The sequence below is a fragment of the Streptomyces sp. NBC_01077 genome, from assembly GCF_045162855.1.
Classification (GTDB): domain Bacteria; phylum Actinomycetota; class Actinomycetes; order Streptomycetales; family Streptomycetaceae; genus Streptomyces.
Genome location: NZ_CP108669.1, coordinates 2,510,696 through 2,533,775 on the forward strand (window position 1 = coordinate 2,510,696; position 23,080 = coordinate 2,533,775).

Annotated in this window: 25 protein-coding genes and 1 tRNA gene; 14 read left to right on the top strand and 12 right to left on the bottom strand. The window is 71.2% G+C overall.

Going from position 1 to position 23,080, the window contains the following annotated elements:
- Window positions 1–9: 9 nt before the first annotated feature.
- Window positions 10–198: a DUF5703 family protein gene (locus OG462_RS11140; protein WP_189833297.1), complete on the top strand. Its 189-nt coding sequence runs from the start codon at window positions 10–12 to the stop codon at window positions 196–198.
- Window positions 199–294: 96 nt separating this feature from the next.
- On the opposite strand, the gene OG462_RS11145 is transcribed toward OG462_RS11140, so the two are convergent.
- The 3 genes from OG462_RS11145 to OG462_RS11155 all read right to left on the bottom strand — a co-directional run bounded on the left by OG462_RS11145 (window position 295) and on the right by OG462_RS11155 (window position 2,958).
- Window positions 295–1,122 (bottom strand): chaplin, encoded by an 828-nt coding sequence (locus OG462_RS11145; protein ID WP_406056888.1) that lies wholly within the window; start codon window positions 1,120–1,122, stop codon window positions 295–297.
- A gap of 139 nt (window positions 1,123–1,261) precedes the next feature.
- The gene (gene chpH / locus OG462_RS11150) at window positions 1,262–1,495 is read right to left on the bottom strand and encodes a chaplin ChpH (RefSeq protein ID WP_015032475.1); all 234 of its coding nucleotides are present in this window, start codon (window positions 1,493–1,495) and stop codon (window positions 1,262–1,264) included.
- Between the two features lie 128 nt (window positions 1,496–1,623).
- On the bottom strand, window positions 1,624–2,958 hold the full coding sequence (locus OG462_RS11155) for a M20/M25/M40 family metallo-hydrolase (protein WP_406056891.1): 1,335 nt from the start codon (window positions 2,956–2,958) through the stop codon (window positions 1,624–1,626).
- A gap of 208 nt (window positions 2,959–3,166) precedes the next feature.
- Here OG462_RS11155 and OG462_RS11160 point away from each other — a divergent pair.
- Together OG462_RS11160 and OG462_RS11165 are read left to right on the top strand one after the other, a co-directional pair.
- Window positions 3,167–3,254 (top strand) — tRNA-Leu (locus OG462_RS11160).
- Between the two features lie 69 nt (window positions 3,255–3,323).
- Window positions 3,324–4,250: a pseudouridine synthase gene (locus tag OG462_RS11165; protein WP_406056893.1), complete on the top strand. Its 927-nt coding sequence runs from the start codon at window positions 3,324–3,326 to the stop codon at window positions 4,248–4,250.
- Here OG462_RS11165 and OG462_RS11170 read toward each other — a convergent pair.
- The 4 genes from OG462_RS11170 to OG462_RS11185 all read right to left on the bottom strand — a co-directional run bounded on the left by OG462_RS11170 (window position 4,234) and on the right by OG462_RS11185 (window position 8,442).
- Window positions 4,234–4,863 carry an MBL fold metallo-hydrolase gene (locus OG462_RS11170; protein ID WP_406056895.1) on the bottom strand — a complete coding sequence of 210 codons (630 nt, stop codon included), beginning with the start codon at window positions 4,861–4,863 and terminating at the stop codon, window positions 4,234–4,236. The genes OG462_RS11165 and OG462_RS11170 overlap by 17 nt on opposite strands.
- The gene (locus tag OG462_RS11175; RefSeq protein WP_406056897.1) at window positions 4,863–5,948 is read right to left on the bottom strand and encodes an S-(hydroxymethyl)mycothiol dehydrogenase; all 1,086 of its coding nucleotides are present in this window, start codon (window positions 5,946–5,948) and stop codon (window positions 4,863–4,865) included. Before OG462_RS11175 ends, OG462_RS11170 begins: the two co-directional genes overlap by 1 nt.
- Before the next feature lie 121 nt (window positions 5,949–6,069).
- Entirely contained in the window at window positions 6,070–7,539 is a 1,470-nt protein-coding gene (locus tag OG462_RS11180; protein WP_406056899.1) for an amino acid permease, read from the bottom strand.
- Window positions 7,540–7,740: 201 nt separating this feature from the next.
- Window positions 7,741–8,442 (bottom strand): FadR/GntR family transcriptional regulator, encoded by a 702-nt coding sequence (locus OG462_RS11185; protein WP_406056901.1) that lies wholly within the window; start codon window positions 8,440–8,442, stop codon window positions 7,741–7,743.
- A gap of 147 nt (window positions 8,443–8,589) precedes the next feature.
- Here OG462_RS11185 and OG462_RS11190 point away from each other — a divergent pair, with 147 nt between their 5' ends.
- From OG462_RS11190 to OG462_RS11200, 3 genes are read left to right on the top strand one after another with little or no spacing between them, the layout of a single operon-like run.
- Window positions 8,590–9,117 carry a gluconokinase gene (locus OG462_RS11190; RefSeq protein ID WP_406056903.1) on the top strand — a complete coding sequence of 176 codons (528 nt, stop codon included), beginning with the start codon at window positions 8,590–8,592 and terminating at the stop codon, window positions 9,115–9,117.
- Between the two features lie 46 nt (window positions 9,118–9,163).
- Window positions 9,164–10,561: a gluconate:H+ symporter gene (locus OG462_RS11195; RefSeq protein ID WP_406056905.1), complete on the top strand. Its 1,398-nt coding sequence runs from the start codon at window positions 9,164–9,166 to the stop codon at window positions 10,559–10,561.
- 55 nt (window positions 10,562–10,616) lie between these two features.
- Window positions 10,617–11,045: an ASCH domain-containing protein gene (locus OG462_RS11200; RefSeq protein WP_406056907.1), complete on the top strand. Its 429-nt coding sequence runs from the start codon at window positions 10,617–10,619 to the stop codon at window positions 11,043–11,045.
- 129 nt (window positions 11,046–11,174) lie between these two features.
- On the opposite strand, the gene OG462_RS11205 is transcribed toward OG462_RS11200, so the two are convergent.
- Window positions 11,175–12,830 carry an FAD-binding dehydrogenase gene (locus OG462_RS11205; RefSeq protein WP_406056909.1) on the bottom strand — a complete coding sequence of 552 codons (1,656 nt, stop codon included), beginning with the start codon at window positions 12,828–12,830 and terminating at the stop codon, window positions 11,175–11,177.
- A gap of 103 nt (window positions 12,831–12,933) precedes the next feature.
- On the opposite strand from OG462_RS11205, the gene OG462_RS11210 reads away from it, so the two are divergent.
- The 5 genes from OG462_RS11210 to OG462_RS11230 are packed head-to-tail and all read left to right on the top strand — an operon-like array spanning window position 12,934 to window position 15,667.
- Window positions 12,934–13,590, top strand: a complete 657-nt coding sequence (locus tag OG462_RS11210) for a TetR/AcrR family transcriptional regulator (RefSeq protein WP_406056911.1) — start codon at window positions 12,934–12,936, stop codon at window positions 13,588–13,590.
- Window positions 13,587–14,351, top strand: a complete 765-nt coding sequence (locus OG462_RS11215; RefSeq protein WP_406056913.1) for a glucose 1-dehydrogenase — start codon at window positions 13,587–13,589, stop codon at window positions 14,349–14,351. The genes OG462_RS11210 and OG462_RS11215 overlap by 4 nt, the downstream gene beginning before the upstream one ends.
- Window positions 14,352–14,390: 39 nt before the next feature.
- A complete protein-coding gene (locus tag OG462_RS11220) occupies window positions 14,391–14,924 on the top strand; it encodes an NUDIX hydrolase (RefSeq protein WP_406056915.1) in 534 nt (177 codons plus the stop codon).
- A 24-nt stretch (window positions 14,925–14,948) separates the two neighbouring features.
- Window positions 14,949–15,344 carry a YidH family protein gene (locus OG462_RS11225; RefSeq protein ID WP_406056917.1) on the top strand — a complete coding sequence of 132 codons (396 nt, stop codon included), beginning with the start codon at window positions 14,949–14,951 and terminating at the stop codon, window positions 15,342–15,344.
- Window positions 15,341–15,667 carry a DUF202 domain-containing protein gene (locus tag OG462_RS11230; protein WP_406056919.1) on the top strand — a complete coding sequence of 109 codons (327 nt, stop codon included), beginning with the start codon at window positions 15,341–15,343 and terminating at the stop codon, window positions 15,665–15,667. Before OG462_RS11225 ends, OG462_RS11230 begins: the two co-directional genes overlap by 4 nt.
- Before the next feature lie 64 nt (window positions 15,668–15,731).
- Here OG462_RS11230 and OG462_RS11235 read toward each other — a convergent pair whose 3' ends face one another.
- Window positions 15,732–16,652 (bottom strand): NADP-dependent oxidoreductase, encoded by a 921-nt coding sequence (locus OG462_RS11235; protein WP_406056921.1) that lies wholly within the window; start codon window positions 16,650–16,652, stop codon window positions 15,732–15,734.
- A 151-nt stretch (window positions 16,653–16,803) separates the two neighbouring features.
- Here OG462_RS11235 and OG462_RS11240 point away from each other — a divergent pair, with 151 nt between their 5' ends.
- Complete coding sequence (locus OG462_RS11240; RefSeq protein ID WP_406056923.1) at window positions 16,804–17,715, top strand: MBL fold metallo-hydrolase; 912 nt, start codon at window positions 16,804–16,806, stop codon at window positions 17,713–17,715.
- Window positions 17,716–17,740: 25 nt separating this feature from the next.
- Here OG462_RS11240 and OG462_RS11245 read toward each other — a convergent pair whose 3' ends face one another.
- Window positions 17,741–19,051, bottom strand: coding sequence for an enolase C-terminal domain-like protein (locus tag OG462_RS11245; protein WP_406056925.1), 1,311 nt, complete (start codon window positions 19,049–19,051; stop codon window positions 17,741–17,743).
- 133 nt (window positions 19,052–19,184) lie between these two features.
- Between OG462_RS11245 and OG462_RS11250 the strand changes: the two genes are divergently transcribed.
- On the top strand, window positions 19,185–20,207 hold the full coding sequence (locus OG462_RS11250; RefSeq protein ID WP_406056927.1) for a phosphotransferase: 1,023 nt from the start codon (window positions 19,185–19,187) through the stop codon (window positions 20,205–20,207).
- Between the two features lie 6 nt (window positions 20,208–20,213).
- On the top strand, window positions 20,214–21,428 hold the full coding sequence (locus OG462_RS11255) for an acyl-CoA dehydrogenase family protein (protein ID WP_406056929.1): 1,215 nt from the start codon (window positions 20,214–20,216) through the stop codon (window positions 21,426–21,428).
- Between the two features lie 46 nt (window positions 21,429–21,474).
- On the opposite strand, the gene OG462_RS11260 is transcribed toward OG462_RS11255, so the two are convergent.
- Both OG462_RS11260 and OG462_RS11265 read right to left on the bottom strand, forming a co-directional pair.
- Window positions 21,475–22,068 carry a TetR/AcrR family transcriptional regulator gene (locus OG462_RS11260; RefSeq protein WP_406056931.1) on the bottom strand — a complete coding sequence of 198 codons (594 nt, stop codon included), beginning with the start codon at window positions 22,066–22,068 and terminating at the stop codon, window positions 21,475–21,477.
- A 95-nt stretch (window positions 22,069–22,163) separates the two neighbouring features.
- A complete protein-coding gene (locus OG462_RS11265; protein WP_406056933.1) occupies window positions 22,164–22,940 on the bottom strand; it encodes an SDR family oxidoreductase in 777 nt (258 codons plus the stop codon).
- Between the last annotated feature and the right edge of the window lie 140 nt (window positions 22,941–23,080).

The following is a 23,080-nucleotide window of genomic DNA, read 5'->3' on the forward strand; positions in this document are numbered from 1 at the left end:
ATAGATGCGATGCCGGAATACGAATTTGTCGACGTGTACGTGCCGCGCGGTGTCTCCCGCAAGGAGGCGACGCGGCTGCTGACCGACCATGCCGAGTACGGACACTGGGAGTTGGACCGCCTGAGCCTGCACCGGGACGGGAGCCGCAGAGTGCGGCTGAAGCGGCGGATCATCCGCCAGCTCCGGGCGACCTGGTAGAGCGACGAGAAGGGGCCCCGCGACTGCGGGGCCCCTTGTGCGTGGCGCGCGACGCGCCTCGATCGGCCGTCGCGCGCCTCGATCAACCGCGGCGGGTCAGGCGGCGTTGCGGGCGCGGCGGTAGATCAGCGAGCCGGCGAGCAGCAGACCGGCACCGGCGGGGACGATCACGCCGAGCGGACCGGAACCGGTCTCGGCGAGCTCCTCGACGGCACGGGGCGGGGTGACGCTGTGCGCACCGGGGGTGTTCGGCCCGACCTCACTGCCGGGGGTCCCGGGAGTGCCCGGGTTACCGGGGGTGCCGGGCGTACCCGGCGTGCCGGGGTTACCGGGAGTGCCGGGGTTACCGGGAGTGCCCGGATTCCCAGGGTTACCGGGGTTCCCCGGATTGCCGGGGTTGCCAGGGTTGCCCGGATTCCCGGGGTTCCCCGGATTCCCGGGGTTCCCCGGATTGCCAGGGTTCCCGGGGTTGCCCGGATGTGTCGGCTCGATGCCGTTGCCGCAGCTGTTGCCCGCGGCGGCGTTGCCCAGGCCGATGCCCGTGACGCTGTTGCCGCACACGTTGACCGGGACGTCGACGGGCACCTGGACGGTGTTGCCGGAGCCGACACCGGGAGAGTCGCTGCTGTGCCCGCCGGCGGAGGAACCGCCGCCCGGCTTGCCGGGCTTACCCGGCTTCGAGGTGTTGGCGCACTTGTTGCCCATCGCCGGATTGAGCAGTCCGACGACGTTGACCGTGTTTCCGCAGGCGTTCACCGGTACGTGCACCGGGACCTGGACGGAATTTCCGGACGCGACGCCCGGGGAATTCGTGGCCGCACCGTTCGCACCGGAATCGGCGTGCGCATAACCGCCGCCGACGGCGGCGAAAACGCCTCCGGCTGCCGCAAAGGTGACAAGACCCTTACGCGTGACCTGTCGCATAGCTGTTCCCTGCCTGCTGGGCTTCGAAAGAGTGCCACCGGGCGGAACACCCGGGGCGGAAATGGCCACCGGCCCCGGAGTGCATGGCACGCACTCCGGGGCCGGACCGGCTCACACCCTCATGGGGCGAGGCACAACGTCAGGCGTTGACGCAGGTGTTGCCGAAGGCGGGGTTCAGCAGCCCGATCACGGAGACCGTGTTGCCGCACACGTTCACGGGGACGTGAACCGGCACCTGGACGACGTTGCCCGAGAGGACACCGGGGGAACCGATGGCCGCACCCTGGGCACCCGCGTCGGCAACGGCCATGCCCGCGCCCGCGAGAACCAGACCGCCAGTGGCAGCCGCAGCAGCGACGACCTTCTTGATCATTATTCCTCCTAGTTGGAAATGCGGTCCCAGCCGCGGACCGCACCACCTGTAACGAGGGGGAATCGTGGGGGCTACGAGCCCCCGAGTTCATTCACTCTTTCCGGTCACATGCAAACGTGCGCACGAATTCAGCAGGCGTCGATGAAACGGTCCAGGACGCGGGCGCCGAACTTCAGGCCGTCCACCGGCACCCGCTCGTCCACGCCGTGGAACATGCCGGCGAAGTCGAGCTCCGGCGGCAGCTGCAGCGGCGCGAAGCCGAAGCAGCGGATGCCGAGGTCGTCGAAGGACTTCGCGTCGGTACCGCCGGAGAGCATGTACGGCACGGCACGGGCGATCGGGTCCTCGGCGCGCAGCGCCAGCTGCATGGCGTCGACCAGGGCGCCGTCGAAGCTGGTCTCCAGGGCCTTGTCGCCGTGGACGTCCTCGCGCTTCACGTTCGGGCCGAGGATCCGGTCGAGGTCGGCGAGGAACTCCTGCTCGTAGCCGGGCAGGAAGCGCCCGTCGACGTGTGCGGTGGCCTGGCCGGGGATCACGTTCACCTTGTAGCCGGCGCCGAGCATGGTCGGGGCGGCCGAGTTCCGCAGGGTGGCACCGACCATCTTGGCGATGCCGCCGAGCTTGGCGAGGGTGCCGTCCATGTCCTCGGGGTCGAGGGGGGTGCCCAGCGCGTCGGAGAGTTCGTCCAGGAAGGAGCGGACGGTCTTGGTGACCCGCACCGGCCACTGGTGGCGGCCGAGCCGGCCGACGGCCTCGCAGAGCTCGGTGATGGCGTTGTCGTCGTTGGTCATCGAGCCGTGGCCGGCCGTGCCCTCGACGGTCAGCCGCATCCAGTGCATGCCCTTCTGGGCCGTCTCGACCAGGTAGAGCCGCAGGTTCTCGTTGACGGTGAAGGAGAAGCCGCCGACCTCGCCGATGGCCTCGTTGACCCCGTCGAAGAGGTCCCGGTGCTTGTCGACCAGGTGCCGGGCGCCGTAGGTGCCGCCGGCCTCCTCGTCGGCGAGGAAGGCGAGGACGATGTCGCGCGGGGGCTTGCGGCCGCTGCGCAGCCGGTCCCGTACGACCGCGAGGGTCATCGCGTCCATGTCCTTCATGTCGACGGCGCCGCGGCCCCAGACGCAGCCGTCGGCGATCTCCCCGGAGAAGGGGTGGTGGGTCCAGTCCTCGGCGTTGGCCGGGACGACGTCGGTGTGGCCGTGGATGAGCAGGGCCGGCCGCGACGGGTCCTCGCCCTCGATGCGGGCGACGGTGGAGGCCCGCCCCTGGTGCGACTCGATGATCTTCGGCTCGAGTCCGACCTCCGCGAGCTTCTCGGCGATGTACTCGGCCGCCGCCCGCTCGCCCGGGCCGGAGTGGTCGCCGTAGTTGCTGGTGTCGATGCGGATGAGGTCGCGACAGAGGTCCACGACCTCGTTCTCGGCGGACTGGGCGTTGACACTTCGGCCCGTGTTCGACTCGCTCACGCTGCTTCCTCCCACTACATGCCCCACGTGATTGCTTCGGTGCTCGTCCCATCCTCCCGCGTGCCCCCCTCCGGGCCCAAGGGCGGACCTCGGCCGACATGCGGCCGTCACACGACGGGGGCGGCCAGGGGTGGTGATCGGCCACCCCGAATGTTTGCTATGGTTTTCCTCGTCGGAAGGGCCCAGCGGCACGGAAGACAGACACCTTGTCCGGGTGGCGGAATGGCAGACGCGCTAGCTTGAGGTGCTAGTGCCCTTTATCGGGCGTGGGGGTTCAAGTCCCCCCTCGGACACCACACGAAGTCCCGGTCGATCTCATCGACCGGGACTTTCGGCATGAGTACATGCAGTCATGAGGCGGAGCCGTGAGACGGAGAGCTAAGGCGCCTTCCGCGCCGTTGCCGCAGCGGGACGGGATCGATCCCGTACGGCTGCGGCTTCCGGAGGATCCGGGCGGGGTCTGGGCGACCGTACGGGAGCATCTGCTCGATCGGTACGGGGCGGCCGTCGGGGCCGGGCGGGTCGAGGAGATGCTGGGCGAGGGGCGGTTCGTCGGGGTGGACGGGACGGTGGCCGGGGACGATCCGTACACCGTGGGCCGCTACATCTGGTTCCACCGGGAGTTTCCCGTCGAGGAGCCGGTGCCCTTCCCGATCGGGGTGGTGTACCGGGACGAGCGGATCGTGGTCGCGGACAAGCCGCACTTCCTCGCCACGATGCCCCGGGGACGGCATGTCACGGAGACCGCGCTCGCGCGGCTGCGGCGGGAGCTGGGGCTTCCGCATCTCCAGCCCGCGCACCGGCTCGACCGGCTGACGGCGGGCCTGGTGCTCTGTGTCGTACGGCCCGAGGACCGGGGGGCGTACCAGACGCTGTTCCGGGACCGGCTCGTGCGCAAGGAGTACGAGGCGGTGGCGCCGTACGACCCGGTGGTGGAGCTGCCGGTGAGGGTGCGGAGCCGGATCGAGAAGGAGCGCGGGGTGATGGCCGCCCGGGAGGTGCCGGGCGAGCCGAACAGCGAGAGCCGGATCGCGCTCGTGGAGCGCAGCGGCGGGCTCGGGCGCTACCGGCTGGTGCCGGAGACCGGGCGGACGCATCAGCTGCGGGTGCACATGAACGCGCTGGGCCTGCCGATCCTGCACGATCCGGTCTATCCGGTGGTTCGTGAGGACGGGCCGGAGGACTTCCGCCGTCCGCTGCAACTGCTGGCGCGGACGCTGGAGTTCACCGACCCGTTCACGGGCGGACCGAGGAGCTTCGAGAGCCGGCTGGCTCTCAGTGGCCTCGGTTGAGCCATTCCTGGACGTGCGGGGCCTCGGCGCCGATCGTGGTGGTGTCGCCGTGCCCGGTGCGTACCACCGTCTCCGGCGGCAGGGTGAGGAGCTTCTCGCGGATCGACGCGACGATCGTCGGGAAGTCCGAGAAGGACCGGCCGGTGGCACCGGGGCCGCCCTGGAAGAGGGTGTCCCCCGTGAAGACCGTGCCCAGGTCGGGGGCGTACAGGCAGATGCCGCCGGGGGCGTGCCCGGGGGTGTGGAGGACCGTGAGGTCCGTGCCCGCGATGGTGAGGACCTGACCGTCGGCGAGTTCGCCGTCGGGGCTGTGGTCGGGGTGGGTCTGCTTCCACAGCGGCTGGTCGGCGGGGTGGAGCAGGATGCGGGCGCCGGTGGCGGCCGCGAGCGCCGGGGCCGCGTCGATGTGGTCGTTGTGGGCGTGGGTGCAGACGATGGCGCGCAGGGCGCGGCCGTCGAGGGCGGCGAGGATGGCCTCGGCGTCGTGGGCGGCGTCGATGACGATCGCCTCGGTGTCGTCGCCGACGATCCAGACGTTGTTGTCGACGTCCCAGGTGCCGCCGTCGAGGCTGAAGGTGCCGGAGGTGACGACGTGGTCGATGCGGGCGCCCATCAGAACACCACCACCGAGCGGAGGACGTCGCCCTCGTGCATGCGGGCGAAGGCCTTCTCGATCTCGCCGAGGCCGATGGTCTCGGTGACGAAGGCGGCGAGGTCGATACGGCCCTGCCGGTGCAGGTCGACGAGCATCGGGAAGTCGCGGGAGGGCAGGCAGTCGCCGTACCAGGAGGACTTGAGGGCGCCGCCGCGGCCGAAGACGTCGAGGAGCGGCAGTTCGAGCTTCATCTCGGGGGTGGGGACGCCGACGAGGACGACGGTGCCGGCGAGGTCGCGGGCGTAGAAGGCCTGCTTGTAGGTCTCGGGGCGGCCGACGGCCTCGATGACGACGTCGGCGCCGAAGCCGCCGGTGAGCTCGCGGATCGCCTCGACGGGGTCGGTGGAGCGGGAGTTGACGGTGTGGGTCGCGCCCATCGTCCTCGCCGTCTCCAGCTTGCGGTCGTCGATGTCGACGGCGATGATCTTCGCTGCTCCGGCGAGGCGGGAGCCGACGATCGCCGCGTCGCCGACGCCGCCGCAGCCGATGACGGCGACGGTGTCGCCGCGGCCGACGTTCCCGGTGTTGATCGCGGCGCCGATGCCGGCCATCACGCCGCAGCCGAGGAGGCCCGCGACCTCGGGGGCGACGGCGGGGTCGACCTTGGTGCACTGGCCGGCGGCGACCAGGGTCTTCTCGGCGAAGGCGCCGATGCCGAGGGCCGGGGAGAGCTCCGTACCGTCGAGCAGGGTCATCCGCTGCTCGGCGTTGTGGGTGTCGAAGCAGTACCAGGGGCGGCCGCGCCGGCAGGCGCGGCACTGGCCGCACACCGCGCGCCAGTTGAGGATCACGTAGTCGCCGGGCTCGACGTCGGTGACGCCCTCGCCGACCGACTCGACGATTCCGGCGGCCTCGTGGCCGAGGAGGAAGGGGAACTCGTCGTTGATCGCGCCCTGCTTGTAGTGGAGATCGGTGTGGCAGACGCCGCAGGCCTGGATCTTCACGACGGCCTCGCCGGGGCCGGGATCGGGGATCACGATCGTCTCGACCCGTACCGGTTCGTTCCTGCCGGGGGCGATGACCCCCTGGACGTGCTGCGGCATCGCGAACTTCCCTTCCTCCGACCGGATCTTGTAAGGCTCTTGCGTACCACTATCTCCTGACAAAAGGCGAGTCCCCCGCAGGCTGTGCCTGCGGGGGACTCGCCGTTCCCGTGGGGGGAGGTCAGTCCTGGGTCGCGGCCGGCGTCGGCGCGGCCGTCGTACGGACCCGCTTGCGGACCAGGAACCAGCCGCCGACGAGGGCCGCCGCGATGAGCGGCAGGCAGTTGACGGTGGTGCGGCCGATGCCGCCGTCCATCCACATGAGGACGAGGACGGAGGCGAGGAAGACGAGGGTCACGATCTGGGTGTACGGGGCCCAGGGGAGGTTGTAGCCGGGGCGGGTGAGCTTGCCCTGCTGGGCGTTGCGCCAGAAGAGGAGCGAGCAGACCATGATCATGGCCCAGGTGCCGATGATGCCGATCGAGGCGAAGTTGAGGACCAGCTCGAAGGCCTCGCCGGGCATCACGTAGTTGAGCGCGACGCCCATGACGCCGAAGCCGGCGGTGAGCAGGATGCCGCCGTAGGGGACGCCGCCCTTGTTCATGACGCCGGTGAACTTCGGCGCGGAGCCGGAGAGCGACATGGAGCGCAGGATGCGGCCGGTGGAGTAGAGGCCGGAGTTGAGGCTGGAGAGCGCGGCCGTGAGGACGACGAGGTTCATCACGCCGGCGGCGCCGGGGATGCCCAGCTTGTCGAAGACGGTGACGAAGGGGCTCTGGTCGCCGGTGTACGCGGTGTACGGGAGGATCAGCGCGAGCAGGACGACGGAGCCGACGTAGAAGAGGCCCACGCGCCACATGATCGAGTTGATCGCCTTCGGCATGATCTTCTCGGGGTTCTCGGTCTCGCCGGCGGCGACGCCGCACAGCTCGACGGAGGCGTAGGCGAAGACGACGCCCTGGATGAGCAGCAGCATCGGCATCATGCCGTTGGGGAAGATGCCGCCGTTGTCCGTGATGTTGCCGAGGCCCGGGGTGTGGCCGCCGACGTCGTGCGAGGTGACGACGAGGAAGATGCCGATCAGCATGAAGGCGACGAGGGCGCCGACCTTGATGATCGCGAACCAGAACTCCATCTCGCCGAAGTACTTCACGGAGATGAGGTTGGCGGCGAGGACGACCGCGAGGGCGATCAGGGCGAGGATCCACTGCGGGACGTCGCTGAACATCGACCAGAAGTGGGCGTAGGTCGCGGCGGCGGTGATGTCGGCGACGGCCGTGGTCGACCAGTTGAGGAAGTACAGCCAGCCGGCCGTGTAGGCGCCCTTCTCGCCCATGAACTCACGGGCGTAGGAGACGAAGGCGCCGGAGGAGGGGCGGTAGAGCACGAGCTCGCCGAGGGCCCGCACCACGAAGAAGGCGAAGACGCCGCAGACCGCGTACGCGATGAAGAGGGAGGGGCCCGCCTGGGACATCCGGCCACCGGCGCCCAGGAAGAGGCCGGTGCCGATCGCGCCACCGATGGCGATCATGTTGATGTGGCGGGACTTGAGGTCCTTGCGGTATCCGGCGTCGCCGGCGTCGACGTGGGGGGCGGCCGGGTTCGCCTTGGCGGCGGACAGCGGGTCGGCCGCGATGACGCGGTCACTCATGGAGTTGTTCGCCTTCGTGAGGGGGCTGTGCGGTACCCGGCCGTGCATGGTGGGGGGTCACCCCGGCACGGCCAGCGCACATCCTCACGGCAAGGGGCCGGAACTGACTGTGGCGCATGTCACTGAACGCCCATATTTGAGCTAGTTCAGAGCTTTACCGGCGCTTTACGGAATGGTTTGCGGGGTGTTCTGCCGCACGCCCTACGGAGCGAGGACGTCCAGTTCCTGGAGGGCGCCGACCGCGATCTGGCGGGTGAGCTCCTCGGCGCGGGCCGCGTCCCGCTCCCGTACGGCCTCGGCGACCTGGACATGGAGGGTGACGGCCGCCGGGTCGGGGTCCTCGAACATCACGTGGTGGTGGGTACGGCCGGTGAGGACCTCGGCGACGACGTCCCCGAGGCGGGCGAACATCTCGTTCCCCGAGGCGTTGAGCACGACCCGGTGGAAGGCGATGTCGTGGACCAGGTACTCCTCCAGGCGCCGGCCGCGCGAGGTGGCGACCATGCCGAGGGCCTGCTCGGTGAGCTCGCGGCACTGTTCGGGGGTGGCGTTCTCGGCGGCCAGGCCGGCGGCGACGGGCTCGACGGCGGAGCGGAGGACGGTGAGCGAGCGGAGCTGACGGGGGCGGTCGGCGCCGGCCAGGCGCCAGCGGATGACCTGGGGGTCGTACACGTTCCAGCTGGCGGTGGGAAGCACCGTCACGCCGACGCGGCGGCGCGACTCGACGAGGTGCATGGACTCCAGGACGCGGACGACCTCGCGGACCACGGTCCGGGAGACGTCGAAGCGCTGGGCGAGCTCGTCGGTGCGCAGCACGGTGCCGGGCGGGTACTCCCCCGCGGTGATCGCGAGACCCAGGGTGGCGAGGACGTGCGAGTGGAGCCCCTGGGCCGGTGTCGTCATGGTGGCAAGCCTATGCGCGCTCGCTCGGATGATCACGTCAGGAATTAAAAGTACTACTTTTATGTCACAGACTCTTGAATACGTCGTACCCAATGGGTTTCATAAGCGCGACGGATCGATGTCGAAGAAGACAGCGAGGCACCACCCATGAGCACCACCCCCCAGCCCAGCACGAGGACAGTCGTCGTCGTGATGGGCGTCGCCGGGACCGGCAAGACCACGATCGGCCCGCTGGTCGCCGAAGCCCTCGACCTCCCGTACGCGGAGGGCGACGACTTCCACCCCGCGGCGAACGTGGCCAAGATGTCGGCCGGCATCCCCCTGGACGACAGCGACCGCGAACCCTGGCTCGACGCCATCGGGACATGGGCGCACGACCGGGCCGGGCTCGGCGGTGTGGTGAGCAGCTCCGCGCTGAAGCGCAGCTACCGGGACCGGCTGCGCGCCGCGGCCCCCGGCGTGGTCTTCCTTCATCTGACCGGTGACCGGGAGCTCATCGAGCAGCGCATGGGGGCCCGCAAGGGCCACTTCATGCCGACGGCACTCCTGGACTCCCAGTTCGCCACCCTGCAGCCGCTGCAGGAGGACGAAGCCGGCGTCGCCGTCGACGTCTCCGGCACCCCCGAGGACATCGCCGCACGGGCCGCCGCCGCGCTGCGCGGCCTCGCCGGCTGACCTCTCGTCCCGCCCCCCTTCCCCCGCTCGTACGAAGGACACCACCGTGACCAGTCTCAGTGTCGAGATCCTGGCAGCGGACGCCGCCGAACCGATCACCTCGGCAGGCAACGCCCAGCTCGGCATCGCCGTCCTCGCCGGCATCGCCGTCATCGTCCTGCTCATCACCAAGTTCAAGCTGCACGCGTTCCTGGCGCTGACCATCGGATCGCTCGCGCTCGGCGCGTTCGCCGGGGCGCCGATCGCGGACGCCATCAAGTCCTTCACCGCCGGCCTCGGCGCCACCGTCGCCGGCGTGGGCGTGCTGATCGCCCTCGGCGCGATCCTCGGCAAGCTGCTCGCCGACTCGGGCGGCGCCGACCAGATCGTCGACACGATCCTGGCGAAGGCCGGCGGCCGGGCCATGCCCTGGGCCATGGTCCTCATCGCCTCGGTGATCGGCCTGCCGCTCTTCTTCGAGGTCGGCATCGTGCTGCTGATCCCGGTGGTGCTGCTCGTCGCCAAGCGCGGCAACTACTCCCTCATGCGGATCGGCATCCCGGCCCTGGCCGGTCTGTCCGTGATGCACGGGCTCATCCCGCCGCACCCCGGCCCGCTCGTCGCGATCGACGCGGTCGGCGCCAACCTGGGCGTCACCCTGGCCCTCGGTCTCGTCGTCGCCATCCCGACGGTGATCATCGCCGGTCCGCTGTTCTCCCGGTACGCGGCCCGCTGGGTCGACATCCCGGCCCCGGAGAACATGATCCCGGTGCGTCCCTCCGAGGACCTGGACAAGCGCCCCGGCTTCGGCGCCACCGTCGCGACCGTGCTGCTGCCGGTGGTCCTGATGCTGGTGAAGGCCCTCGTCGACATCGTCGTCGACAACCCCGACAACGGCGTCCAGAAGGTCACCGACGTCATCGGCTCCCCGCTGATCGCGCTCCTCGCCGCCGTCATAGTGGGCATGTTCACCCTGGGCCGGGCGGCCGGCTTCACCAAGGAGCGGCTGTCCACGACCGTCGAGAAGTCCCTCGCCCCGATCGCGGGCGTCCTGCTGATCGTCGGCGCGGGCGGCGGCTTCAAGCAGACCCTGATCGACATCGGCGTCGGCCAGATGATCCTGGAATTCTCCGAGAACTGGTCCATCCCGGCCCTGCTGCTCGCCTGGCTGATCGCGGTCGCGATCCGGCTGGCGACGGGCTCCGCGACGGTGGCGACGATCTCGGCCGCCGGGCTCGTGGCGCCGCTGGCGGAGGGCATGTCGACGAGCCACACGGCGCTGCTCGTCCTCGCGATCGGCGCGGGCTCGCTCTTCTTCAGCCACGTCAACGACGCCGGGTTCTGGCTGGTCAAGGAGTACTTCGGCATGACCGTCGGCCAGACGGTCAAGACCTGGTCGGTGATGGAGACGATCATCTCGGTCGTGGGCATCGGGTGCGTGCTGCTGCTGTCGCTGGTGTTGTGACGTAGCTCTTCCGGCACGGCTCCGAGGGCCGGTCGTGGCTGACAGACTGTCGGCCATGACCGGCCCTCACGCGCTCAAGCCCTTCCTTCTCGCCTTCCCCGGCCCGCTTCGGGACCGGCTCGTCGCCGCGGTCCTCTCCGGGGAGAAGGTCGCCACGACGGGCCTCCTCGTGGAGTACGAGATCGAGAACGAGGAGCTGCCCGAGGTGGGCGAGCGCTCGGCCCTCATCGACTCGGACGGCCACGAGGTGGCGGTCGTGGAGGTGACGGGGGTCGAGGTCCTGGCCCTGGGCGAGGCGGACCTGCGGCTCGCGCTGGACGAGGGCGAGGGGTACCTGTCGGTCGCGGAGTGGCGGGAGGCGCACGAGCGCTTCTGGCACAGCGAGGAGATGCGGGAGGGGTTGGGGGACCCCGGGTTCGTGGTGGACGACGGAACGATGGTGGTGGTGGAGCGGTTCAGGGTGGTGGAACTGCTCGGGGGGTAGGGCCTGTCCTTCGGCTCGGAGGTAGGGCGACCTGTCTTTGGATCGGAGGAGTAGAGCGACCTGTCTTTGGATCGGGCAGGGGGAGTGGGCGGCCTGTCTTTCGGATCGGGCCGGATCAGGAAGCCTCCGTCAGCCGACCGCCTTCGCCGCCGCCCGGCCCGCCGCCCTTCCCGAGAAGATGCAGCCGCCGAGGAACGTGCCTTCGAGGGAGCGGTAGCCGTGGACCCCGCCGCCGCCGAAGCCGGCCGCCTCGCCCGCCGCGTACACGCCGTCCAGGGGCTCGCCGCCCTCCGTGAGGACGCGGGAGTCGAGGTCGGTCTCCAGGCCGCCGAGGGACTTACGGGTGAGGATGTTGAGGCGTACGGCGATCAGCGGGCCGGCCTTGGGGTCGAGGATGCGGTGTGGGGAGGCCGTGCGGATGAGCTTGTCGCCGAGGTACTTGCGGGCGCCGCGGATCGCCGTGACCTGGAGGTCCTTGGTGAAGGGGTTGGCGATCTCGCGGTCGCGGGCGGTGATCTCGTGGCGCAGCGCGGTCTCGTCGATCAGGTCCTCGCCGGTGATCCGGTTCATGCCCCGGACGAGGGCGGAGAGGTCGTTCTCGACGACGAAGTCGACGCCCTTGTCCATGAACGCCTGGACCGGGCCCGGCACGTCGGCGCGGGCGCGGCCGATCACGTCGCGGACGGACTTGCCGGTGAGGTCGGGGTTCTGTTCGGAGCCGGAGAGGGCGAACTCCTTGCCGATGATCCGCTTGTCGAGGACGAACCAGGTGTGGTCGTGGCCGGTCCGCATGATGTGTTCGAGGGTGCCGAGCGTGTCGAAGCCGGGGAAGAGCGGGACGGGCAGCCGCTTTCCGGTCGCGTCCAGCCAGAGCGAGGACGGTCCGGGGAGGATGCGGATGCCGTGCTTCGCCCAGATCGGGTTCCAGTTCTCGATGCCCTCGGTGTAGTGCCACATCCGGTCGCGGTTGATGTGGTGGGCGCCGGCCTTCTCCGCGACGCCGAGCATGAGGCCGTCGACGTGGGCGGGGACGCCGGAGAGCATGCGGGCGGGCGGGGTGCCGAGCCGCTCCGGCCACTGCTCGCGGACGAGGTCGTGATTGCCGCCGATGCCGCCGGAGGTGACGATCACCGCCTGGGCACGGAGTTCGAAGGCGCCGGTGGGCGTGCGGGTGCTGGCGGTGCCGCGCTCGGCCGTGGAGGGTTCCAGGATCTCGCCGGTGACGGTGTCGACGGTTCCGGCGGTGCGGCCGAGAGCGGTGACCCGGTGGCGGAAGCGGAGCTGGACGAGGCCGCGGGCGACGCCCTCGCGGACCCGCTGCTCGAAGGGGGCGACGAGGCCCGGGCCGGTACCCCAGGTGATGTGGAAGCGGGGGACGGAGTTGCCGTGGCCGTTGGCGTCGTAGCCGCCGCGCTCGGCCCAGCCGACGACGGGGAAGAAGCGCACCCCGCGCGCGTGGAGCCAGGAGCGCTTCTCGCCGGCGGCGAAGTCGACGTAGGCCTCGGCCCACTTCTTCGGCCAGTGGTCCTCGGTCCGGTCGAAGCCGGCGGTGCCGTACCAGTCCTGGAGGGCGAGGGCGTGGCTGTCCTTGACGCGCATCCTGCGCTGCTCGGGCGAGTCGACGAGGAAGAGACCGCCGAAGGACCAGTGGGCCTGGCCGCCGAGGGACTGTTCTGGTTCCTGGTCGAGGAGGATCACGGTGCGGCCGGCTTCGACCAGCTCGGCGGTGGCGACGAGGCCGGCGAGGCCGGCCCCGATCACGATCACATCAGCGTCGTAGGACATGGACCGCATCTTGGATACACGGATGTATCGAGTCAACTGTTTCCCCGTCCCTCTCTCCTCTTCTCCCCTCCCGTTTTCTAATGTTGAGCATTAATATGAATGCATGGCGAGGACATCGGGGCCCGAGACCCGGGACAGACTGATCCGCGCGGCGGAGGAGCTCTTCGCCGCCCAGGGCGTCCACGGCGCACAGTTGCGGGACATCGTGAGCCGCGCCGGGCAGGCCAACCCGTCCGCCGTGCAGTACCACTTCGGTTCGCGCGCCGGGCTGCTCGACGCCGTGATGGCAGGCCGCCAGGCCCGTACGGAGGGCGTGCTCGCCCCCCTGCTCGCGGCCGCGCCCGACGAGCTGCACGCCCTGATCGACGCCCTCGTCACGGCGGAGGCCGGCGAGCTGCGCACCGACCGGGGCCGTCGCTGCCTGCGGATCTCCGCACAGCTGAGCCACGAGAGCGGGGTGCGGACCCGCACCCCCCATCCCACGCTCGCCGGCACCGGCTACTGGCGTCTGATCGAGCGGATCGCGGACCGGCTGGCCGCCGGTGGACTGCCCGAGCCCCTGCTCCTGGAGCGCCTGGACCTGGCGCTGACCGTGGTGGGCGCGGCGATGGCGGACCGGGCCAGGCAGTACCTCGACGGCACCGAACCCCTCACGGGTGAGGCGCTCTTCCTCGCCGATCTGGTCGAGACCACCACCGCCCTGCTGCGTGCCGCACAGCCGGAGCAGGCATACCCCCTCCACCGAAAGGATCTTTCATGAACGACCTCACCGGCAGGACCGTCCTCATCACCGGTGGCGCCCGCGGCCTGGGCGCCGAGGCCGCCCGGCAGGCGGTCGCGGCCGGCGCGAACGTCGTGCTCACCGACGTACTCGACGAGGAGGGCAAGGCGACCGCCGAGGCCCTCGGCGAGCGGGCGCGCTTCTTCCACCACGACGTGACCTCCGAGGAGGAGTGGGCGGCGGCCGTCGCGTACGCCGTGTCGGAGTTCGGCGGGCTGCACGGCCTGGTGAACAACGCGGGCATCTCCACCGGCGCCTTCCTGGAGACCGAGTCCGTCGAGCACTTCCGCAAGGTCCTCGACATCAACCTGACCGGTGTCTTCATCGGCATGAAGGCCGCGATACCGGCGATGAAGGAGGCCGGCGGCGGCTCCATCGTCAACATCTCCTCGGCCGCGGGCCTGATGGGCCTGGCCCTCACCGCCGGGTACGGCGCCTCCAAGTGGGGCGTGCGCGGTCTGACGAAGATCGGCGCGGTGGAGCTCGGCACGGCGAGGATCCGCGTCAACTCCGTCCACCCGGGCATGACGTACACCCCGATGACGGCCTCCGTCGGCATCGAGCGCGGCGAGGGCAAGTACCCGAACACGCCGATGGGCCGGGTCGGCGAGGCCGACGAGATCGCGGGCGCGGTCGTCTTCCTGCTGTCGGACGCCGCCTCGTACGTGACGGGTGCGGAGCTCGCGGTGGACGGCGGCTGGACCACCGGGCCGACGGTCAAGTACGTCATGGGGCAGTGAGCCCGCTCGCCCGTCGGCCGGTCCTGCTTGGATGGCGGGATGAGCGCCGCTGAAGAGATTCTCGATGTCGTCGACGAGCACGACCGGGTGATCGGGCAGGCCCCGCGCGGTGAGGTGTACGCGCGGGGCCTGATCCATCGCTGCGTCTTCATCCGGGTCCGGGACGCCGAGGGCCGGGTCTTCGTGCACCGCAGGACGCCGACGAAGCTGGTCTTCCCGTCGATGTACGACATGTTCGTCGGCGGGGTCGTCGGCGCGGGCGAGTCCTACGACGAGGCCGCGCTGCGCGAGGCCGAGGAGGAGCTCGGAGTACGGGGCCTGCCCCGGCCCGAGCCCGTGCTGACGTTCTTGTACGACTCCGCGGGCGTGGCCGGCAAGTGGTGGTCGGCGGTCTACGAGGTGCGGTGCGAGCTGCCGGTGAACCCGCAGGTGGAGGAGGTCGCCTGGCACTCCTTCCTGACGGAGGAGGAGCTGGCCCGCCGGCTGGACGAGTGGGAGTGGGTGCCGGACGGGCTCGCCGCGTACGAGCGGCTGCGGGCGCGCGGGACCCGAGAGGGGCACCCGGCGGGCTGATCACCCGGCCGTTAGGGTGCGCATGTGAGCGATTTCGTACAGAGCCTGCGGTCGTGGTTCGCACCGCAGCGCATCCGGGACGAGGGACAGACCCCCGACTACCGCTTCTCCCTCGCGAACGAGCGGACCTTCCTCGCCTGGATCCGGACCGCGCTCGCCCTGGTCGGCGGCGGTTTCGCCGTGGACCAGTTCCTGCCGGACCTGCGCTGGGGCATCCGGGTCGGGCTGTCGCTCGCGCTGCTCGCGGCCGGGGTGCTCTGCGCACTGCGGGCGGTGAACCACTGGGTGCGCTGCGAGCGGGCCATGCGACGCGGCGAGGACCTGCCGGGGTCCCGCTTCCCGGCCGTGCTGAGCCTGGTCGTGGCGGTGGTGGCGGTCGCGATGGTGGTGGTCGTGCTGTTCGGCTGGACGGGGCGGTGACGGAGGCCGCCTCCGGGATCGACGCGCGTGATCCCGGGCTCCAGCCGGAGCGGACGCGGCTCGCGTGGCGGCGGACGACCCTGTCGTGCACCGTGGTGGCGGTGCTCGCCGTCAAGGTGGCCGTGAGCGACGAGATCACCGCCGTCGGGGCCACCGGGCTCGCGCTGTCGGCGCTCGTGTGGATCGGGTTCCTCGCCGTCGCCCACCGCCGGATCCGCTCCCTGAGCCCGGCCAGGCCGCAGCCCCTCTCGCACCGGGGTGCGCTGCTCACGGCCTTCTGCACGATCGCGCTCGCCGTGTTCGGGGCGGCGATGATCTGGTGACCCGGCCCTGAGGGCGGGAGGCGCCTCGACGGTTGCGTGACCCGCCGCCGACAGCGCGGAGCGCTCAGGGGACGGTGACGACGACCTTGCCGTTCAGGCCGCCGGCGGCGTTGGCACGCTGTGCGTCCGCCGCCTGTTCCAGCGGGAACGTCCTGGCCACCCGCACGGTGACCACGCCCCCGTCGACCAGGTCCGCGAGGGCCGCGAGGTCGACCGGATCGGGGCGGACCCAGAAGTAGCGGCCGCCGAGGGCGAGGACCTCGCCGTCGGCGATCGAGGCGAGCCGGCCCCCGGGGGCGCGCAGCCCGGCGGAGATCCGCAGGAACGGTCCTCCGATGGTGTCGAGGACGGCGTCCACGCCCAGCGGGGCGAGGGCGCGGACCTGGTCGGCGAAGGTCGCCTCGTCGTAGACGACCGGCTCGGCGCCGAGCTCCGCGACGCGCTCCAGGCCGGCCTCCCGCGCCGCGCCGATGACCCGGCAGCCGAGGTGACGGGCGATCTGCACGCCCATGGAACCGACCCCGCCGGCCGCCGCGTGCACGAGGACGGTGTCGCCTGGGCGGACCGTGAGGGCCTGGTGGAGCACCTGGTAGGCGGTGAGGCCGACGAGCGGCAGCGCGGCGGACTCCTCGAAGCCGACGGAGCGCGGCTTGCGGGCGAGGGTCCGGACGGGGGCGGCGACGTACTCGGCGAAGGTGCCCCGGGAGAGGAAGACGTAGCCCATGACCTCGTCGCCCTCGACGAACTCGGTGACGGAGACCCCGGGCCGGACCACGACACCGGAGACGTCCCAGCCCGGGACGACGGGGAAGACCGCGTCCATCATCCCGTCGAGGTACCCGGCCTGGCACTTCCAGTCGACCGGGTTGACGCTGGCCGCCCGTACCTTGACCAGGACCGCGTCGGGTCCGACCTTGGGGTCGGGCAGCTCGCCGTACTCCAGGACCTCGGGGCCGCCGTACCGGCTGTAGCTGATCGCCTTCATACCCCCGACCCTCGGTCCAGCGGTGTCCGCCCGCAAGCCGGGAAGGTGCGGGCGGGGTACCGGACCCGCCCCCGGCCCGGTCGCCTTTCCCCGGCCCCCGCCAACTGGCACTCTTCCCCTGTCCAGTTGGGCTCTCACCCGGGGGAATCCCTTGTCTGCCACCGATCCGTACGTGGTCGCGCTCGCTCCGCACGTCCACGCCTTCGTCCAGCCCGACGGCGGCTGGTGCCTGAACAACGCCGGATTCATCGGCGACGCGCGCGAGGCGCTGCTCGTCGACACCGCCGCCACCGAGCGGCGGGCGCGGCTGCTGCGGGAGGCGGTCCTCGCGGAGGGCCTCCCGCTGCCGGGGACGATCGTCTCCACCCACCACCACGGCGACCACACCTACGGCAACGGGGTGTTCCTGCCGGAGGCGCGGATCGTCGGCCACGAGAACTGCCGGAGCGAGCAGCTCGCGGCCGGCCACCAGCTCCATCTGCTGTGGCCGCAGACCGACTTCGGGAGGATCGACATCCTGCCGCCGTCCGTCACGTACCGCGAGCGCCTGACCCTGTACGTCGGCGGGATCGAGGTACGGGTGATCCACCCGGGGCCCGCGCACACCACGGGCGACTCGATAGTGCACCTCCCCGAGCAGGGCGTGGTCTTCACCGGCGACCTGGTCTTCCACGGCGGGACGCCCTTCCTGCCGATGGGTTCGCTCGCCGGGTCGCTGCGGGCTCTCGCCCTGCTGCGCTCGCTCGACGCGCCGACGGTCGTGCCGGGGCACGGCCGGGTGACCGACCCCTCGGCCTACGACGCGACCGAGCGGTATCTGCTCTGGGTGCGGGAGCTGGCCGCGGAGGGGTACGCGAAGGGGGCGACGCCACTCGAGACGGCGCGGCGGACGGAGCTCGGCGAGTTCGCCGCGTGGCGGGAGAGCGAGCGTCTGGTGGCCAACCTTCACCGGGCGTACGCGGAGCTGGCGGGTCTGCCGGAGGCGTCACCGCTCGATCCGGTGACGGTCTTCGGCGACATGGCGGCGATGAACGGCGGAGTGCCCGTGGCCTGCCACGCCTGAACCTCCGTCCCCGCGTAGGCGGGGGTCACCAGCGGGGGACCCTCGGGGTCCGCCACTCCGGGTCCGCGACGCGCATCGCCGCCGCGTCGTCGCGGTTCCGCAGGGTGCCGTCGTCGGCGAGCCAGCGGCGGTGCAGGGCGGCGAGCGCGGCCCGGTCGAGTTCGACGCCGAGACCGGGCGCGTCGGAGACGGCGAGCCGCCCGTCCCGGAAGACGGGGCGGGTGGTGACGACGTCCTCCGTCTGCCACGGGTAGTGGGTGTCGCAGGCGTGGTGGAGCTCGGGCAGGGTGGCGGCGACCTGGGTCATGGCGGCGAGGCTGATGCCCAGGTGGGTGTTGGAGTGCATGGAGAGCCCGACGCCGTACGTCCGGCAGAGCGCGGCGAGTTCGCGGGTGCGCCCGAGGCCGCCCCAGTAGTGGTGGTCGCAGAGGACGATCCGTACCGCGCCCTTCGCGAAGGCCTCCGGGACCTCCTCGAACGTCGTCACGCACATGTTGGTGGCGAGCGGGACCTCGGTGCCGCCGGCGATCTCGGCCATCGCGTCGGTGCCGCCGGCCGGGTCCTCCAGGTACTCCAGTACGTCCTTGAGCTCGCGCGCCACGGAGAGCGAGGTCTCCACGGACCAGGCGCCGTTGGGGTCGAGGCGGAGCGGGCGGCCGGGGAACGCCTCGGCGAGCGCGCGGATCGCGGCGATCTCCTGCTCCGGCTCGAACACCCCTCCCTTGAGCTTGAAGGACCGGAAGCCGTACGCGCGGTCGAAGCGGCGGGCCTGGGCGACGATGCCGGCCGGGTCGAGCGCCGGGCCCCAGTCGTCGACGGGGCCGGCGGCGGGGTGGGCGGCCCAGCGGTAGAAGAGGTAGGCGCTGTACTCGACGGAGTCGCGGACCTTGCCGCCGAGGAGGGCGTGGACGGGCAGGCCGAGGGTCTTGCCGAGGGCGTCGAGGCAGGCGGTCTCGAAGGCGGAGACGACGGAGAGGCGGAGCTTGTCGGCGGTGCGGACGCCGCGCAGGCCGGCGGCGTCGACACCGGTATCGGCGGCCGGATCGGCGCTCCCGGGGGCGGACTCGGCCGGATCGGCGGCTTCCGCAAGCGCGAAAAGACCGTTCACGTCCGTGACCGACCGCCCGGGAAGCGCCTCGGCCAGCGGGCGCGCCAGGTCCAGGTACACCGCGTCGCCGTACGTCTCCCCAAGACCGCTCGCCCCTCCCCTGGTGATCACCTCGACCACGAGCCGGGGCGTATAGGGCTGGTGAACCCCCTGGACATTGAGGAGAGGCGGGTCGGAGATGAGGATCGGGGTCAGCCGGACTTCGTCGACGATCAGCTTCGCATCCATATGTGAACCCTATTCATGGATGCAATCGATGACCAGAGGGTGCGGGACGGATTCACGACTCCCCCCCTGGACGACATACCGACTGGTCGGTCATCATGAACGCCGACCGAAGCCGATCCGGAGGTACGCACGTATGAGTTCCGCCCCGCCGCCAGGCCTCGACCCCGAGCAGCTGCGCCGCTTCCTCGACCGCGAGCGCCCCGGCCTGGTGTCCGGCCCCCTCGAAGCCCGGCTGATCGAAGGCGGCCGGTCGAACCTGACGTACGTCGTGACCGACGGCACCGGCCGCTGGGTCGTCCGCCGGCCGCCGCTCGGCCATGTCCTCGCCACCGCGCACGACATGCGGCGCGAGCACCGCGTCATCAGCGCCCTGCACACCACGGACGTACCCGTCCCGGAGACGCTGCTGCTCTGCGAGGACGACTCCGTGCTCGGTGCGCCGTTCTACGTCATGGAGTTCGTCGACGGCACTCCGTACCGCTCCGCACAGGAACTCGCCCCGCTCGGCCCCGAGCGCACCCACGCCGCCGTCCTCGGCCTGGTCGACACCCTCGTCGACCTGCACGCCGTGGACCCGGCCGCCGTCGGGCTCGGCGACTTCGGGCGCCCCGACGGCTTCCTCGACCGGCAGCTGCGCCGCTGGGGCAAGCAGCTCGACGCCTCGCGCGGCCGCGAACTGGCCGGGATCGACGAGCTGCACGCCGCCCTCGGCCGCGCGCTGCCCGTCTCGCCGGCGCCCACCGTGATCCACGGCGACTACCGGCTCGACAACGTCCTCATCGACGGCGACGACCGCATCCGGGCCGTCCTCGACTGGGAGATGTCGACCCTCGGCGACCCGCTGACCGACCTCGGGCTGCTCGTCATGTACAGCACGCCGCTCGACCTGCCGGGCTCCCCCATCTCCACGACCGCCACGGCCTCCGGCCACCCGACCGCCGCCGAACTGGTCGAGCGCTACGCCGCCCGCTCGGGCCGCGACACGTCCGCCCTCGCCTGGTACACCGCCTTCGCCTGGTTCAAGCTCGCCGTGATCCTTGAGGGCATCCACTACCGCTGGACCCTCGGGCAGACGGTCGGCGCGGGCTTCGACCGCATCGGCGAACTCGTCCCCGTCTTCATCGAGCACGGCCTGACCACCCTTCAGGAGGGCTGAACCACCATGGACTTCGCCTACGACGCCCGTACCGAGGAACTGCGGGCGAAACTCCTCGCCTTCATGGACGAGCACGTGTACCCGGCCGAGGCCGTCGCCGAGGAGCAGCGCGCCCTGCTCGCCTCCCCCTGGGACACCCCGGCGGTCGTCGAGGAGCTCAAGGCCGAGGCCAAGCGGCAGGGCCTCTGGAACCTCTTCCTGCCCGACGACGAGTACGGGGCCGGGCTGACCAACCTCCAGTACGCGCCGCTCGCCGAGATCACCGGCCGCAGCCCGCACCTCGCCCCGACCGCCCTCAACTGCGCCGCCCCGGACACCGGGAACATGGAGCTGCTCGCCCAGTTCGGCGACGAGGCGCAGAAGAAGCAGTGGCTGGAGCCGCTCCTCGCGGGCGAGATCCGCTCGGCGTTCGCGATGACCGAGCCCGAGGTCGCCTCCTCCGACGCGACGAACATCGAGACCCGGATCCGGCAGGACGGCGACTCGTACGTCGTCGACGGCCGCAAGTGGTACATCTCCGGGGCCATGAACCCCGACTGCAGGATCTTCATCGTCATGGGCAAGAGCGACCCTGACGGTACGGACCCCCGCCGCCAGCAGTCGATGATCCTGGTGCCCCGCGACACCCCCGGTGTGGAGGTCCGACGGGCGATGCAGGTCTACGGGTACGAGGACCACTCCCACGGCGGCCACGCCGAGGTGATCTTCGACAACGTCCGCGTCCCCGCCTCGCACCTCATCGGCGAGGAGGGCGGCGGCTTCGCCATCGCGCAGGCGCGGCTCGGCCCCGGCCGCATCCACCACTGCATGCGGCTCATCGGCATGGCCGAGCGGGCCGTCGAGCTGATGTGCCGACGCGCGGTCTCCCGTACCGCCTTCGGCAAGACGCTCGCCCAGCAGGGCGTCGTACAGAACTGGATCGCGGACGCCCGGGTGCAGATCGAGCAGCTGCGGCTCCTCGTGCTCAAGACGGCCTGGCTCATGGACACCGTCGGCAACCGGGGCGCGCACACCGAGATCCAGGCCATCAAGATCGCGACCCCGCGCGCGGTCGTCGACATCATCGACAAGGCCGTGCAGGCGCACGGGGCGGGCGGGGTCTCGCAGGACTTCCCGCTGGCCGAACTGTGGGCGGCGGCACGGACGCTGAAGCTCGCGGACGGACCGGACGAGGTGCACCAGCGGTCGCTGGCGCGCCGGGAGCTGAAGAAGTACCTGTAAAGCCTTCGCGGCCCCGCTCAGGGGCTGAAAGCCTTCGCGGCCCCGCTCAGGGGCGCAGGGCCCGGAGCAGGAGATCGGCCAGGTGGCCGGCGACCTGCTCGGGGGTGAGCGGGCCGTCCGGGCGGTACCAGGTGGAGAGGTGGTGCACCGAGCCGAAGTGGTAGTCGACGACCAGGTCGGCGGGGGTCGCCGAGGAGAACACCCCGGCCCGCTGCCCCTCCTCGATCAGGGCGCGGAACCGCTCGTGGTAGCGGCGGCGCTCCGACCTGACCTGCTTGTTCTTCTCCGGGCTGAGGTGATGCATGGAGCGGAAGAAGATGGCGGCGTCGTCGAGGTTCTCGATGGTGGTGACGACGACGTCGGCGGCGGCGTCGCGCAGCCGGTCCTCGATGGGCGCGTCGGCGCCCGCGAAGGCGTCGAGGCGCTCCTGCTGGAGGCGCAGGACGCGGGAGTAGACCTCCTGGAGGAGGTCCTCCTTGGAGCCGAAGTAGTGGTAGAGCGCGCCCTTGGTGACCCCGGCGGCTTCGACGATCTCCTGGACGGAGGTGCGGTCGTACCCCTGCTCGGCGAAGAGCCGGGTGGCGGCGGCGAGGAGCCTCTGGGGGACGGGCGCGCCGCTCCCGTCCGTCGTCCTGGCCATGCTCCGCCGCCTTCCTTGGTGGTCGTTCCGGTGATGGTTTTCGGTCAGGGGAACGCGTTCCCGCCTGTAGATCTTCGCATCCGATCGGGCCGCCGCTAACGCGTGCCCGTCTCCCAGGTCTGCTGGACGTGGTTCATGGTGCCCAGCCAGCGCTCGGGGTCGGTGGCGCGGTTGCGGTAGTAGCCGGCCACCTCCGGGTGCGGCAGTACGAGGAAGCGGTCGGCGGCGATGGCGTCGAGGAGGGCGTCGGCGACGTCCTCGGGCTCGATGGCGGTGGGGGCCAGGACGAGGTCGCCGGCCGTTCCGGCGGCCGTGAGCATGTCCGTACGGACACCCTGCGGGCAGATGGCGTGGACGGCGAGGCCGCGGTGCCGGTAGGTGAGGGAGAGCCATTCGGCGAAGGCGTACGCGCCGTGCTTGGAGACGCTGTACGGGGCCGCGCCGATCATGGTGAGCAGTCCGGCGGCGGAGACCGTGGACACGAAGCGGCCGCTGCCGCGCTCCAGCCAGTCGGGGAGCAGGGCGCGGGCGGCGCGGACGTGGGCCATGACGTTGACGTCCCAGGCGGCGGCCCAGACGTCCTCGTCGGCGAAGGCGTCGCCGGGCGAGGAGAGTCCGGCGTTGGCGCACCAGATGTCGACGGTGCCGCCGAGGGCCTCGCGGGCCTCGGCGACGACGGCGGAGGCGTCGCCGGGGACGGCAATGGCGCCGATCTCCTCGGCGACGGCCTTGGTGCGGACGGGGTCGAGGTCGTTGACGACGACCCGGGCCCCTTCGGCGGCGAACCGGCGTGCGAGGGCGGCACCGATGCCGCCGCCCGCTCCCGTGACGACGACTCCGGCGCCCTGGACCTGGTTCGTGCCCTCGCTCATGGACCCACCTCTCCGCTGTGACGACCTGTGCCGACCTGTGCCGACCTGTGACGACGCCGACAGACTAACCAGTCGGTATGGAAAGACGGAAGAGTGTCGGCCGCACGCCTCGTTCCCGTGGGCGGTCAGGACCGCTAGCG

Excerpts from the sequence above, each read along its gene's own strand:
- OG462_RS11220 (WP_406056915.1), top strand. The coding sequence starts at position 14,391 with ATGAGCGCCGCTGAAGAGATTCTCGATGTCGTCGACGAGCACGACCGG.
- OG462_RS11140 (WP_189833297.1), top strand. The coding sequence starts at position 10 with ATGCCGGAATACGAATTTGTCGACGTGTACGTGCCGCGCGGTGTCTCC.
- OG462_RS11190 (WP_406056903.1), top strand. The coding sequence starts at position 8,590 with ATGAGCACCACCCCCCAGCCCAGCACGAGGACAGTCGTCGTCGTGATG.
- OG462_RS11265 (WP_406056933.1), bottom strand. The coding sequence starts at position 22,940 with ATGAGCGAGGGCACGAACCAGGTCCAGGGCGCCGGAGTCGTCGTCACG.
- OG462_RS11145 (WP_406056888.1), bottom strand. The coding sequence starts at position 1,122 with ATGCGACAGGTCACGCGTAAGGGTCTTGTCACCTTTGCGGCAGCCGGA.
- OG462_RS11255 (WP_406056929.1), top strand. The coding sequence starts at position 20,214 with ATGGACTTCGCCTACGACGCCCGTACCGAGGAACTGCGGGCGAAACTC.
- OG462_RS11200 (WP_406056907.1), top strand. The coding sequence starts at position 10,617 with ATGACCGGCCCTCACGCGCTCAAGCCCTTCCTTCTCGCCTTCCCCGGC.
- OG462_RS11185 (WP_406056901.1), bottom strand. The coding sequence starts at position 8,442 with ATGACGACACCGGCCCAGGGGCTCCACTCGCACGTCCTCGCCACCCTG.
- OG462_RS11250 (WP_406056927.1), top strand. The coding sequence starts at position 19,185 with ATGAGTTCCGCCCCGCCGCCAGGCCTCGACCCCGAGCAGCTGCGCCGC.
- OG462_RS11205 (WP_406056909.1), bottom strand. The coding sequence starts at position 12,830 with ATGTCCTACGACGCTGATGTGATCGTGATCGGGGCCGGCCTCGCCGGC.
- OG462_RS11210 (WP_406056911.1), top strand. The coding sequence starts at position 12,934 with ATGGCGAGGACATCGGGGCCCGAGACCCGGGACAGACTGATCCGCGCG.
- OG462_RS11170 (WP_406056895.1), bottom strand. The coding sequence starts at position 4,863 with ATGGGCGCCCGCATCGACCACGTCGTCACCTCCGGCACCTTCAGCCTC.
- OG462_RS11215 (WP_406056913.1), top strand. The coding sequence starts at position 13,587 with ATGAACGACCTCACCGGCAGGACCGTCCTCATCACCGGTGGCGCCCGC.
- OG462_RS11180 (WP_406056899.1), bottom strand. The coding sequence starts at position 7,539 with ATGAGTGACCGCGTCATCGCGGCCGACCCGCTGTCCGCCGCCAAGGCG.
- OG462_RS11245 (WP_406056925.1), bottom strand. The coding sequence starts at position 19,051 with ATGGATGCGAAGCTGATCGTCGACGAAGTCCGGCTGACCCCGATCCTC.
- chpH (WP_015032475.1), bottom strand. The coding sequence starts at position 1,495 with ATGATCAAGAAGGTCGTCGCTGCTGCGGCTGCCACTGGCGGTCTGGTT.
- OG462_RS11260 (WP_406056931.1), bottom strand. The coding sequence starts at position 22,068 with ATGGCCAGGACGACGGACGGGAGCGGCGCGCCCGTCCCCCAGAGGCTC.
- OG462_RS11235 (WP_406056921.1), bottom strand. The coding sequence starts at position 16,652 with ATGAAGGCGATCAGCTACAGCCGGTACGGCGGCCCCGAGGTCCTGGAG.
- OG462_RS11175 (WP_406056897.1), bottom strand. The coding sequence starts at position 5,948 with ATGCCGCAGCACGTCCAGGGGGTCATCGCCCCCGGCAGGAACGAACCG.